The following is an 11393-nucleotide window of genomic DNA, read 5'->3' on the forward strand; positions in this document are numbered from 1 at the left end:
CTTCATTCATACAGCATGGACACCCAATCATCTGGCCTCGTGCAAGCGTCACGGAAACGGCAGTTCGTATCCCCCGTCCCCGTCCCGCAGGACGAGGGCGGCGATGGCGAGGTCCTGGATGGCAAGCCCGGTGGAGTCGAAGATTGTAATGGCGTCCGGGGACGACCGCCCCTTCTTCCCGATGACGACCTCGCCGAGGGTTCCCGCGATCCGGGCGGGGTCGTAGTACCCGGTGCCGACCGGGACGTTGACCTCGCCCGAGTGGGTTGCCTGGCCGGGATCGTCGACGAAGACCTCGGCATTCTCCAGGATCGTGGGATCCAGTTCCTGTTTGCCGGGGGCGTCCGCGCCGATCGCATTGATGTGCGTCCCTTCGTGGATCCAGTCCGCCATCACGACCGGTTTCGTCGACGGCGTCGTCGTGGTCAGCACGTCGCAGTCGCAGGCGCGCTCAAGCGAGACGCTCCGGGCATTGTAGTCGGAGTAACGCGCTGCAAAAGCCTCCGCACTCTTCTCAGTCCTGCTCCAGACCAGGATCTCCTCGATCGCGAGCGAGGCGGCCGTCGCCTCGACCTGCGCCTCCGCCTGTCGCCCGGCCCCCACGATCCCGAGGGTGACGGGGTGGCGGGGCGCGAGATACTTCGCCGCAATGGCGCCCGCCGCCCCGGTTCGCAGCGCGGTGAGTTCGGTGGCGTTGATGATCGCCGTCGGGGTACCGGTCTTTATATCGATGATGACGGTGAGCGCCATGACGGTGGGAAGGCCTCTCGTGCGGTTATGCGGGTGGACGTTGACGATTTTCACCCCGGCAATCCCCCGGGCCGGGAGGTATGCCGGCATCGTCCGGAAATCTCCGCTCTCGACGAACGTCACGTAGACCTTCGGCGGCATCTGAACATTGCCTCTCCCGTGCTCGGCAAAGGCTGCTTCAATCGCCGGGTTCACCTCGGCATACGGCGGGTATCCGGCATGAACCGGGTAATACTTCATAGGTCGATCACCCCGCGAAGGCAGAGCCGCCTTGCCGTTCTCCTCGATTCGATGGAGAGATGCATAGAACTACTCCGGTGGACGGAGATATCAACTGTTTGGTGCGGGGGAATCCGGTGCGTTCATGCATGCTCCGGGAAGTCTTACAGCATGGTAGAAAAAGAGTGCGAGCGGGATTTCCCGTAAATAGGCCTCACGTACACCGTCGGTGCGGGTCGCCGGGAGAGAGAGAGCGGGGGTGTTGGAACCCCGGCTCTCACTCGGGGTTCTCCTGCATCCCCCGTATCGAAAGCCGGATCAGGCCGAGATTGGCATCCGACTTCGTAAGGATGCAGAGAGAGAGGTCGCCGTAGGGCGCGATGATGAGCTTCCCTGCCGGTGTCTCGAGGATTATCTGGGAGAGGTCGCCCATCTCCATATCGCCGGTGATGCGGGTGCCGGCACGGAGCAGGTCTTCAGCGACCGCGGCTACCTGCTCGAAGTCCGCGGAGCCGAGCGACTGAAGGGCAAACCCCTCGTGGAAGACCGAGACTGCAACGACGCCCGGCTGGCGCACGATCTGGTCGAGGCAACTCGTATCCACCGACCCTATCCGGGAAGAAGGCTTTGCACCGCTCTCGCTGATCAGGCACTCCGCCTCACGGGAGGCTTCCCGGGCCGCCTCGGTTTCCTCGCCCGTGTAAGCGATGAGTTCCGAATCGAGGGACGGCCGTTCAAACAGGTAACTGTAAGCTTCGTCTCCGCTGAGCAGCAAACCTTTGCTACTGTTCTCGAACGCGGCTGCGTACGGCTTCCCGTTCTGAACCAGGACAAAACCGGTTCCTCCGGGCTCGTTGATGCGCACCGCTCCGGTGAAGTGAGGGCTGATTGAAGCAAGGGCCGAGAGAGGCCCCTGCAGTCGTCCGAGTGAGATGCCGTCGGGTAGCATCGTCTCACAGAGCAGCAGTTATCCGATCCCTGTTCTTCTTCAGTTCGTAGCGGATTCTCCCGACATTAACGTTCGCGTTCGCCACAATGGCGATCAGCTCGTCCTCCGAGAGCGGGGAGAGCAGGATGGGACCGTTCTCCAGTTCGATGAGCATCTGGTTCATCTCACCCTTCCCGAGTTCGTCGCTCATGGCTTCGGACGTACCCATACCTGTCGATGCCATGGCACCCAGGGCCTCGACGTCCACGTCCCCGGCAACGACGCTCTCGATCACAAAGCCGTCCCGCCCCGCCACGACTGCGGCGGTAACCCCGTCAAGTTTCAGGAATTCTCCCAGGATCTGTTTTAGCATGTTCTATCTCCTCATGTTCTCCGAACGCATTCGATCTTGAGGGGCATCCTCCCGATTGCGTGCGTCGCGCACGAGATACAGGGATCATACGCCCTGATGATCATCTCGATGCGGTTTGCTGCCCCGTCGGTCAACGCTCCGTTCTCCACCACCCGGCGTGCCATATCCTCCACACCGCGGTCCATCCCGTAGTTGTTCTGGCAGGTCGCCACGATCAGGTTGCACCGCTCGATGACGCCGTTTTCATCGACGGAATAGTCGTGGATCAGGGTTCCCCGGGGTGCCTCGATGAGCCCGATACCCCGGCGGTTCACGACCGCTCCCACAGGCGTCCGGATGTCTGAGCCGGTGATGCCCGGGTCGGAGAGCAACTGGACGGCCTGCTCGCACGAGGCGAGGAACTCGATGTAGCGTGCCAGATTGTATGCGAGCGTGGCCTGGGTGACGGTGCCGAACCGCTCGCGGTACTCCGCGAGAGCAGCGTCCGCGTGCTCCGTGCCCATCTTCTGCACGATGTTGAGCCGGGCGAGCGGCCCGACCCGGTAGTAATCGCCGCCTTTGAACCGGGCAAACTTCAGGTACGACCAGTCCTCCGAGTACTCCTCGATGAAGTTCGTGTAGTCCTGGCCCGAGAACGAACCGAGCTGACCTCCGTCCGGCCCGACCATCATAGCAGGCCCTTCGTAGGTCGAGTAGACCCCGTTGTTGGCCATGCCCAGGAAGCCGGTCGTTACGGCCCCGAACTCCATATCGACGCCGTCGAGGAGACCGCGCGCGACATCCCATCCTTCACGGGCGATTCCGAGCGCCTCGTTTGCCATGGTGAGTAGTTCCGCTTTCTTTCCTTCCGTGAGCGCCGTCGACATCCCGCCGGGCACCGCGTTAGACGGGTGGATGGGTTTGCCGCCGACCGCTTCCGTCAGACGCTGACCGAACTTCCGGACCGCGATCGCCTTCTTCGCGAGATCCGGTGAGTGACGGGCAAGCCCGATGACGTTCCGCGTCTCTGCCGGTGCGTCGTGGCCCAGGATGAAGTCCGGAGCCGCGAGCATGAAGAAGTGGAGGGCGTGGGAGTGGATGAACTGCCCGATGCTCAAGAGCTCCCGGAGTTTCTTCCCGGTTGCAGGCGGTTCGACGCCGAAGATCTGGTCGGTCGCCTTCGCTGCGGCCAGGTGGTGCGCCGAAGGGCATATCCCGCAGATGCGGGGCGTAATACGGGGTGCTTCCTCAATCGAAGCGCCGATAAGGAACTTCTCGAACCCCCTCAGTTCCACGACCTGGAAGTGGGCCGAGTCGACCTGCCCCTGGTCGTTGAGGTAGATCCTGACGCCTGCATGACCCTCGATCCGGGTCACCGGGCTGATTGTGATCTCTTTCATCTGCTCCTCTCCTTTACCAGATCCCGGATCTTTGAGTTCTCCTTGTCCTCCATGATCAGGCTCCCGATAGTGAAGGCGTACATCGTGTGCGCGGCGTCGTAGAGTTCCTTCTCCACCTCTTTCTGTGGCTTACCGGTGAGATCCGAAATTCTCCGCGCCATCATGCCGTAGATGTCCCGGCAGGGTTCGCGAAGGATGTCAAGCGAGGGGCCGTTGCACCCGTGGCACGGGATGTTGTTTTTGGGGCACGACGCCCCGCATCTCCCGAAGGTGACGCTCCCGAGACAGAGGTAGCCCTGCCCGAGCAGGCAGTGTTCGCGGTCGGGAACGCCCTCGTGCCGATGCTTGAGCGTCCAGTTCTCGACCGGTCCCATGATCCTGTCGCATTCCGAACAGACGGACTTGCGCGAGAGTTCGAGGGTGTCTCCCGCGACCATTGCCGGGATGATCTGTTTCAAGAACGCCTCTTTTGGCGGGCAGCCCACGATGTAGTAATCGATCTTCACGAGGTCGCCCACCGCGAACGCCCGGTAGAGGAACGGCGGCACGTCTGTTGGGATAACCCCGTCGGCTTCGTCGTTTCAACCTCCCGGTAGACGCAGGAGAAGAGGTCTTCGTTCGAGCTCAGCATCGAGAGACCCGATACCCCCCCGTAGCAGGCGCAGGTTCCTAGTGCGACAAGCGTCTTTGACCGTTTCCGGATCTTCTCGAGGCGTTCGCGGTTCTCAACGTTTCGGACGGCCCCGGTCACGAACGCGATATCGATATCCTCGGGAGGTTCCTTGACGTCCATGATAACCGGGGAGTAGACGATGTCCGCTTCCGCGATGACGTCAAGGAGCATTTCATGGAGATCCAGCACTGCGATCGTGCATCCCGAACATCCTGCCAGTTCTTCGATAGCAATCTTCATCGTCTTCGCCTCATTTCAGGATCAGTTTCTTAAGGCAGGCGTTCGGGCCGGTGTGAACGATCTCCAGTTTGGCTTTCCTGCCGGTGATCTCCTCGATCGCGCCGACGACGTAACCGAAGAGCGTCTGGCAGAGCGGGCCGCCCTGTTCAAGACCGTTGCGCCGGAGCGTCTGGCGAACGATGCAGTCGTGGAAGACGAGGTAGATGAACGTCTCGCCGTTTTCCTCGATGATGAACGTCTCCTTGTCTTCGGGCTTCCAGACCTCGAACGAGTACTGGCCGCGGAGCAGGTCGGAGAGCTCGTGAAGCGCCCCTTCCACGTCTTCGCGTTTCTGGAAGTACTTGGCGACCTCGTGGCCGAACTTTTTTCCGGCACGGTAGGTGACCGCGTTTGCCCCACGGCCCGCGATCTCCTCAAGCGACCTGATCACGAGGCCGTTGAGTTTCATCACGCCGTGGAGCGTCTGTTCCATCTCTCTGGGCTTTGGTGAACACTCGAGGGGAATATCCTCGGAACGATAGACAAGATCGGAGTGAAAAGCCTCGTGCATTTCGTCGATGTATCCAGCGCTCATCAGACCACCTTCCGAAGCATTTCACAGACCTTGATGTCGATGTAGTGTCTCCGGGCAGCGTAGATGCCCCGGTGCTCGAGTGCCTGAGCCGGGCAGATCTCGTGGCAGGAAAGGCATCCCATGCAATTGTTCGGCCTGACTGCGACACTTACGTTGTTCTGGAGTTCGTACACGTTCATCGGGCAGTCCTTGACACAGAGACCGCACCCGACGCACGCGTCCTTATCCACATGTATCTCCATTGCGAGCCTCAGAAGGTGATTAACACTTCCTGCTATTAAAAGTATATAGTTTGTTCGCTAACAGGATCCATCATGTCGAAGAATATTTCGGATTTTATGCAATTTTATTCAACTTGTTGACTGTACAGGCCGTTTCAGGGTTTGCAGATAAAATAACCGCGCTCCTGTGCCGGCGGTGATGACCGGTCGCGGAGATCGGCCGCTCCGAATGGACTCTCTCCCCGATGCGTCGTGCAGCCGGAACCGGCGTTTGCACGGCTCATTACCTGGTGCTTCCCGTGCGAAAACCGGATAGAAAAAGGTGGTAATAAGCGTGATAGGCCTTGTCGGCCGTAAAGATCACGCTTTCGCCCGGAAGAGGGCGCGGGCAAGCCGGTCGACAAAGCCTTCTCCGGAAGGCTGTGTCTCTTCCTCGGCATACTCGATACCGGCTACGTCGGCGGAAAGACGCTTGAAGGCACGGGATGCGCCGGACGTTGGGTACTTCACCACGATCGGCGACCTCCCGGCAGATGCGCGCCGGATGTTCGGATCCTCCGGTATGATCCCGAGCACCCGGACCCCGAGGAGTTTCTCCATCTGTGCGCTGTTGAAGTCGTTCCCGGTGGCCGCGACCCGGTTGATGATCGCCCCTTCGATGTGCCCGCCGACTGTCTCGGTCAGGATCTTTGTCTTTAACGAGTCGACAATCGAGGAGATCTCGGGGTTCACGACGAGAATCACCCCGTCGGCAATCGTCAGCGGGATGACGCCGTCCCTGCTGATCCCTGCGGGAGCATCCAGGATCAGGATATCGAACTCGCTCACAAGGTCGGTCATAATGTCCTTGAGCCGGTCGGGGTTCGACTGCTGGAAGCCCTGCAGAGAGAGACCGCACGGCACAACCTTCACGCCGAACGGCCCGTCGTAGATGGCGTCCCTGACGCGCGCTTTGCCTGCCAGCACCTCGTGCAGGGTCACCGGCAGGTTTTCAAGCCCGAGAATGAGCCCGAGATTCGCCATTCCGACGTCGGCATCCAGAATACATGTCTTCTTCCCGTATTGGGCAAGCATCGCGCCCAGATTTGCTGTGACCGTTGTTTTGCCGGTACCGCCCTTACCGGACGCAATCGTGTATACTTTTACCATGTAATCACTCGCTGTTTTGATTTTCCCGGTCTTACACCCAGTGCTGCAGGGTTTCCCGGATATCCTGTTCGAGTGCGTTCGTCTGTTCGTCGGAGAGATGCTCCGAAGGGTGGGCGATGCCGACCACTGTCTCCCCGCGGTAGGGGACACCAAGGAGTTCCACTCCTTCTTCGTCGTGCAGTTTTCCCTCCGAGTAGAGGTGACTGTACCGTGCGGCCTCGTCCTCGCTGCCGGGCTTCGTCGAGCCGATCAGGAGACCGTCTGCGGCCGCCAGCGTCAGGGATGCAAGGCTGTATTTTTCGCTGATTGCACCAAGTGTCTCCTCAAGACTTTCCGTGTTTGCGGGATCGATAACTCTGAGGGGGGGCGTGGACACGGGCTCGGCGAGATCCGGGCCCGAGGAAGCCTCCGGCGTTACTGAAGCCTCTGGAGAATCCTGCCTGTTGATAGCCCGGGAGATCTCCGCAAGGTAGTACGCAATGCCGGCAAAACCGGCTACCGTTATTATCGTGAGGAAGATGAGGAAAAACTGGATAGTACCTGTTGAATCCATTCTGTTACCAGCTCCTGAAGTTTAGGTCTCTTTGTCCCTGATGAGGTGGTCGAGGTGAATCTTCTTGAGCATGTCCTTGCAGTTTACTTTGAAACTGCCGACCAGTTGCTCGACGTCCATCTCTTCCATGTTCTGGACGAGCGAATCGATCTCGTTGCCTCCTGATTGAGACGCCTCGGCCGTCTCCTGCGCGGGTTTCACTCCCGGCATGGGAATACGATGCCCCTCTGCGGCCGGTTCCGGACGGCGTCTGGATGAAGGTGCCGCACCGGCACCCCTCTGTCCTGAGGCTGGCGTCGCTCCTCCCGGAGCCCCTCTCCTCGCCGACGACCGTCCCGGTTTTCCGGGATCTCCGGTCGCAAACGGGGAATTGAACTCCAGGGCGAGCTGTACCTGCTCGGGCGTCAGAAGATTCAGTTCTGCCGCCACCTCGTCCTCTTCGCCCTCCAGCACCGTGTCAAGTGCGTGTTGCCCCTTTGTGCCCCCATATTCGGCAAGCACGACAAGACCTTCGTTCAGCACCAGGGTGGCACTCTCGTTGCCAAGGACGATCGTGCAGATCCCGGTAAACTGTGCTGAACTCATCTCTTCTTTCAGCGCACGGGCTGTCGTGGACTTGATAAGACGATGGAACCGACCGCGTGGCAGTTGCATTCAGACAACTTTAGTTCAGTGGTATAACATAAACCTTGTCATTTATACCGCTCATGAGAGAGCCTGGTACGCAAAAAATAGGATGGTACGGTGACGCCTATCTATGATTGCACCCCCGGACCCCCGATCCACTCCCGGAGAATGGTGAGGATCGTCTGCTCGGCAACCCGGATCCCCTCTTCGACCGCAGGATCGATATCCCTGCTGAACGCCTGGATCTCGCCTACTTCAATCCCAACGGTCACAATCTCTCCGGCGTACCCGAGCTCACGGGCGATCGTCACCACCTCACCGATCCCGATCTCGTGGAGCGCGTATGCCGGAAGATCCCAGGACGGCGGCACCTCAAACGTGAGGACTTCCCCGATACGGTCGCCGATACCCGTCATCGCATCGACGATCACCACCCTCTCGTAGCCTTCCATCAGCGGGATCAGGCCGAATCCGCCGGTGCCGCCGTCGATTGCATCCACTCCGGTGAATCTCCCTTCAAAGAGGTGCATCACCGAGATTCCCGCCCCGTCGTTTCCCATGAAGGGGTTCCCGCACCCGATGATACATACCCGGTTCTTCTGCATGGTACCTTCCCTACCGGTTATATCCGGCAAGGTACAAAATGGTACTGGAAACCCCCTGACCGCGAACTGCTGTTCCGGGAGCGGGATGTGAGGCGCATGATCCACATCGTACCAAAACCGACCGATACGCCGGACGACAACTCGACCGGCGCTGTTATGCGGGAGCTGGAGAGAGCCGGTGCCCGATACGGGGTTCTCAAGCTCGGCGCAGTCGACCCCCTCGATTCCGGACTTGAGAACGAACTTGTATGGGTCTGCGGTATCCGGCAGGACGGGCACCAGTTCGAGACCTTAAACGTGCTCTCGCTCCATAACCGGGTGATCAACACACCCGAAAGCATCGTTGCCTGCGCGTCCAAGGTGATGACGACGGCACTCCTCCTCGCAAACAATGTGAGGACGCCGGAGACGGCCTACATGCAGTCGGAGGAGCGGGCGCGGGAATTTCTCCTGCGGCACGGAAAAGTCGTCTATAAGCCGCTGTATGGGTATGACGGAAACGGCATCCGGCTCGTGACAGAGCCCGGGGAACTCGGGCCGGGGCCCTGGTACCTGCAGGAGTACGTGAAAAACGACCGGGACTTCCGCGTCTTCGTCCTCGGCGGCGAGGCCGTCGGTGCGATAGCCCGGGTCTCCGATACCCTGATGCACAACATCCACCAGGGCGGGACCGGGATGCCGGTCGCGATCGACGAGGAGATGCGCGCCACTGCCGAGTCGGCGGCGGCGGCGATCGGGATCGACTACTGCGGGGTCGATCTTCTCCGTGACCGGGAAGGCTATACGGTCCTCGAGGTGAACGGGACGCCGAACTGGCACTGCATGGCGGCACCCATCCCGGAGTTGCTCGCTCGATACCTCATCGAGCGCGAACGCGAGATGCGTGCCTGAGGAGAGGGAGGAGCAGAGAACTTTCGCACCCGCGTGCGTTCTTACTGGAGATACTCTATCTCTTTCAAGGTCTTCTCTGCAAGTTCCTTCATCCGGGCGGAGATCCGGCCGGATGACGAGAACTCCACATCCTTCATGGCGTTCGCAAGTTCCGTGCCGAGCACGAATATCGCGTACTTATGTTCCATCTTGCTCTTATGCACCTGAGAAGGGTCTATCTTCAACGCGTAATATTGTGAAAATTTCAGTTCCGGGTTCTGCAACTCAAAAAAGTCTTTAATCTCAGTAAGTATCCCATGTAAGGCTATTAACTCTTCCTTGTGCATATTCTCTCCCAGAGATAAAAATGGTGGATGTAAATATATATAAATTTGCACCCGGGATAGCCGTCACCCTATCTTTATGAGTCTGATGGAGAGCGGGCGCTTTATTATCCCCTTAAAGTCCCGGGCAGCCACAAACTCGATGTCTCTCCCCCCGAGCTGATCGAGGAGTTTCTGGTCGATGATGCGATCGACGACGAGCCCTTCGACGTCGCCGTTCAGGTTCTGGAGTGCGCCCTCGACGTCGGTTGCGTTGGATTCCAGAAGGACGGTGTAGTCCGGGGAGAGGAACCGCGCAATCTTTTTGTCCCGGACGTCGGCCATGTGCTCCCCGAGCGTCGAGGAGGGCTTTGAATCCCATTCTCTGCGCGGCGGCCGCTCGTCTTCGCCTGCGCCGGCAGGAGCCTGCACCTCGGCGGGGGGCGCATACGCAGGCAGCCGCTCGACGTTCTCCTCGGCGGGAGGCTGGTCGATGATCCCCACCGCAGGCACTTTGTTCCGGAGCGCCTTGACGATCTCTTTGCGGCTCATCTCCTCGACGCTCTTTCCCCGGGGACTGTAGGCCACGAAGTCGATCTCGGCGACCTGGAGGAGTTCGCGGAGGATCAGTTCTCCGCCCCGGTCACCGTCGAGCAGGGTCGTTGCGGTCTTCCGCGAACAGAGATCGATGATGATGCGCGGGACGTTGGTTCCTTCGACCGCGACGGCGTTCTTGATCCCGTACCGTAGCAGGTTGATGACGTCGGCTCGTCCTTCGACGATGATGATGGCGTCGGAGTCTATGACGTTCGGCCCCGCGTGCACCTTCTCTTCGCCGAGGTACTCGAGTTTCTCGATCCTGATGGCTTCCCTGACTTCGTCGAGCAGATCGTCGCTGTTGATGGAACCCTCGTCGAAGTCCTCGAGAAGGAGTTCTTTGGCGCGTTCGACGATCTTGCGCCGTTTGGTCACCCGGATGTCCTCGATGCGGTCGACCCTCACGTGCGCCGTGCACGGCCCGACCCGGTCGATCGTCTCGAGCGACGAGGCGAGGAGCGCGGTCTCCGCCCGGTCGAGTGAAGACGAGATGAGTATCACGCCTTTTGTCTCTCCTCGTTTCGTGGTGATCTGGACATCGATCCGGCCGACGCGGCCGGTTCTCTGTAAATCACGCAGGTCGAGGTCTTCGCCGAGCAACCCTTCGGTCTGGCCGAAGATCGCGCCCACTACGTCGGGTTTGTCGACCACCCCCTCGATCTGCAGGATAAGATGAATGAGATACTTTGTTGTATCCGGTGAATACATGGAGTATTGCCTCCTTTTGTATGGATAAGTCTGATCGCCGTAGCCACGCGGGGTTTGATCTGCGCGGACGTACGGGTTAATCATATATCTAGGGTGCAATTACTTAAATCAGATGGCGGCCTTGACGCAAGATTTTTTAAAAGATAAATCCAAAATTAAGTTCTTGAAAGGCAGCATTTTGAAAAATCCTGCTGTATCGTTCTTTCACGGGAACCGTCGTTCGGCACCTGGTGTCCTGCTTTTCCCGCCCGCATCGGGTCACGAGCCGGCTGCGTTCAGGCACGCGAGAGCATGAGATTTCGATACGCCGGCGACTGCCACGGTCTTTGAGGAAGACGTGTGTCCGGCGATGATCTCCACGTCGGCGCGGGGGACATTGAACGTCTCCGCGAGAAGGTCGGTGATAGCGCGATTTGCTTTTCCGCCGACGGCGGGGGCTGCTATCTGGCACTTAATGCTTTTGCGCCACTCGTTGTAGCCCGCCGGAAACGCGGAGCGTTTTGCACCCGCCGTGACGTCGAGCGTGAGAGTCACCCCGTGCGGGGTTTCGGCGACGGCATCGGCATAGGTGTCCATGAGAATAGTCCTCTCGAAGGGATGTCGC

General features: G+C 59.7%; 16 protein-coding genes. 1 reads left to right on the plus strand and 15 read right to left on the minus strand.

Annotation, left to right across the window (positions count from 1 at the left end; translation table 11 throughout):
• Positions 1–48: 48 nt before the first annotated feature.
• The 12 genes from EI28_RS02360 to EI28_RS02410 all read right to left on the minus strand — a co-directional run bounded on the left by EI28_RS02360 (position 49) and on the right by EI28_RS02410 (position 8291).
• Positions 49–990, minus strand: coding sequence for an ornithine cyclodeaminase family protein (locus EI28_RS02360; protein ID WP_048112340.1), 942 nt, complete (start codon positions 988–990; stop codon positions 49–51).
• Between the two features lie 256 nt (positions 991–1246).
• Positions 1247–1918, minus strand: a complete 672-nt coding sequence (locus EI28_RS02365; protein WP_048112343.1) for a roadblock/LC7 domain-containing protein — start codon at positions 1916–1918, stop codon at positions 1247–1249.
• Between the two features lie 4 nt (positions 1919–1922).
• The gene (locus tag EI28_RS02370) at positions 1923–2270 is read right to left on the minus strand and encodes a roadblock/LC7 domain-containing protein (RefSeq protein WP_048112345.1); all 348 of its coding nucleotides are present in this window, start codon (positions 2268–2270) and stop codon (positions 1923–1925) included.
• A gap of 11 nt (positions 2271–2281) precedes the next feature.
• Positions 2282–3649 carry a Ni/Fe hydrogenase subunit alpha gene (locus EI28_RS02375; RefSeq protein ID WP_048112347.1) on the minus strand — a complete coding sequence of 456 codons (1368 nt, stop codon included), beginning with the start codon at positions 3647–3649 and terminating at the stop codon, positions 2282–2284.
• Complete coding sequence (locus EI28_RS14655; protein ID WP_231476541.1) at positions 3646–4197, minus strand: hypothetical protein; 552 nt, start codon at positions 4195–4197, stop codon at positions 3646–3648. Before EI28_RS14655 ends, EI28_RS02375 begins: the two co-directional genes overlap by 4 nt.
• A complete protein-coding gene (locus tag EI28_RS14660; protein ID WP_231476542.1) occupies positions 4152–4562 on the minus strand; it encodes a hypothetical protein in 411 nt (136 codons plus the stop codon). The genes EI28_RS14655 and EI28_RS14660 overlap by 46 nt, the downstream gene beginning before the upstream one ends.
• Positions 4563–4572: 10 nt before the next feature.
• Positions 4573–5136 (minus strand): hypothetical protein, encoded by a 564-nt coding sequence (locus EI28_RS02385; RefSeq protein WP_048112349.1) that lies wholly within the window; start codon positions 5134–5136, stop codon positions 4573–4575.
• Positions 5136–5378 carry a ferredoxin family protein gene (locus tag EI28_RS02390; RefSeq protein WP_048112351.1) on the minus strand — a complete coding sequence of 81 codons (243 nt, stop codon included), beginning with the start codon at positions 5376–5378 and terminating at the stop codon, positions 5136–5138. Before EI28_RS02390 ends, EI28_RS02385 begins: the two co-directional genes overlap by 1 nt.
• Before the next feature lie 339 nt (positions 5379–5717).
• Positions 5718–6506 carry a cell division ATPase MinD gene (minD, locus tag EI28_RS02395; protein WP_048112352.1) on the minus strand — a complete coding sequence of 263 codons (789 nt, stop codon included), beginning with the start codon at positions 6504–6506 and terminating at the stop codon, positions 5718–5720.
• A 31-nt stretch (positions 6507–6537) separates the two neighbouring features.
• Entirely contained in the window at positions 6538–7059 is a 522-nt protein-coding gene (locus EI28_RS02400) for a hypothetical protein (RefSeq protein ID WP_048112353.1), read from the minus strand.
• 21 nt (positions 7060–7080) lie between these two features.
• Complete coding sequence (locus EI28_RS02405; RefSeq protein WP_048112355.1) at positions 7081–7713, minus strand: hypothetical protein; 633 nt, start codon at positions 7711–7713, stop codon at positions 7081–7083.
• A gap of 101 nt (positions 7714–7814) precedes the next feature.
• The gene (locus EI28_RS02410) at positions 7815–8291 is read right to left on the minus strand and encodes a hydrogenase maturation protease (protein ID WP_048112356.1); all 477 of its coding nucleotides are present in this window, start codon (positions 8289–8291) and stop codon (positions 7815–7817) included.
• Positions 8292–8387: 96 nt separating this feature from the next.
• Between EI28_RS02410 and EI28_RS02415 the strand changes: the two genes are divergently transcribed.
• Positions 8388–9182: a RimK family alpha-L-glutamate ligase gene (locus tag EI28_RS02415; RefSeq protein WP_048112358.1), complete on the plus strand. Its 795-nt coding sequence runs from the start codon at positions 8388–8390 to the stop codon at positions 9180–9182.
• Positions 9183–9223: 41 nt separating this feature from the next.
• On the opposite strand, the gene EI28_RS02420 is transcribed toward EI28_RS02415, so the two are convergent.
• The 3 genes from EI28_RS02420 to EI28_RS02430 all read right to left on the minus strand — a co-directional run bounded on the left by EI28_RS02420 (position 9224) and on the right by EI28_RS02430 (position 11365).
• Positions 9224–9508 (minus strand): UPF0058 family protein, encoded by a 285-nt coding sequence (locus EI28_RS02420; RefSeq protein WP_048112360.1) that lies wholly within the window; start codon positions 9506–9508, stop codon positions 9224–9226.
• Between the two features lie 63 nt (positions 9509–9571).
• Positions 9572–10789: a DNA primase DnaG gene (dnaG, locus tag EI28_RS02425; protein WP_048112362.1), complete on the minus strand. Its 1218-nt coding sequence runs from the start codon at positions 10787–10789 to the stop codon at positions 9572–9574.
• Positions 10790–11047: 258 nt separating this feature from the next.
• A complete protein-coding gene (locus EI28_RS02430; RefSeq protein WP_048112364.1) occupies positions 11048–11365 on the minus strand; it encodes a DUF167 domain-containing protein in 318 nt (105 codons plus the stop codon).
• Between the last annotated feature and the right edge of the window lie 28 nt (positions 11366–11393).

Origin of the sequence: Methanoculleus sp. MH98A (assembly GCF_000691865.1) — an archaeon.
GTDB lineage: Archaea > Halobacteriota > Methanomicrobia > Methanomicrobiales > Methanoculleaceae > Methanoculleus.

Coding starts and splice junctions, on each gene's coding strand:
- EI28_RS02360 (WP_048112340.1), bottom strand. CDS start 990: ATGAAGTATTACCCGGTTCATGCCGGATACCCGCCGTATGCCGAGGTG.
- EI28_RS02365 (WP_048112343.1), bottom strand. CDS start 1,918: ATGCTACCCGACGGCATCTCACTCGGACGACTGCAGGGGCCTCTCTCG.
- EI28_RS02370 (WP_048112345.1), bottom strand. CDS start 2,270: ATGCTAAAACAGATCCTGGGAGAATTCCTGAAACTTGACGGGGTTACC.
- EI28_RS02375 (WP_048112347.1), bottom strand. CDS start 3,649: ATGAAAGAGATCACAATCAGCCCGGTGACCCGGATCGAGGGTCATGCA.
- EI28_RS14660 (WP_231476542.1), bottom strand. CDS start 4,562: ATGAAGATTGCTATCGAAGAACTGGCAGGATGTTCGGGATGCACGATC.
- EI28_RS02385 (WP_048112349.1), bottom strand. CDS start 5,136: ATGAGCGCTGGATACATCGACGAAATGCACGAGGCTTTTCACTCCGAT.
- EI28_RS02390 (WP_048112351.1), bottom strand. CDS start 5,378: ATGGAGATACATGTGGATAAGGACGCGTGCGTCGGGTGCGGTCTCTGT.
- minD (WP_048112352.1), bottom strand. CDS start 6,506: ATGGTAAAAGTATACACGATTGCGTCCGGTAAGGGCGGTACCGGCAAA.
- EI28_RS02400 (WP_048112353.1), bottom strand. CDS start 7,059: ATGGATTCAACAGGTACTATCCAGTTTTTCCTCATCTTCCTCACGATA.
- EI28_RS02405 (WP_048112355.1), bottom strand. CDS start 7,713: ATGCAACTGCCACGCGGTCGGTTCCATCGTCTTATCAAGTCCACGACA.
- EI28_RS02410 (WP_048112356.1), bottom strand. CDS start 8,291: ATGCAGAAGAACCGGGTATGTATCATCGGGTGCGGGAACCCCTTCATG.
- EI28_RS02415 (WP_048112358.1), top strand. CDS start 8,388: ATGATCCACATCGTACCAAAACCGACCGATACGCCGGACGACAACTCG.
- EI28_RS02420 (WP_048112360.1), bottom strand. CDS start 9,508: ATGCACAAGGAAGAGTTAATAGCCTTACATGGGATACTTACTGAGATT.
- dnaG (WP_048112362.1), bottom strand. CDS start 10,789: ATGTATTCACCGGATACAACAAAGTATCTCATTCATCTTATCCTGCAG.
- EI28_RS02430 (WP_048112364.1), bottom strand. CDS start 11,365: ATGGACACCTATGCCGATGCCGTCGCCGAAACCCCGCACGGGGTGACT.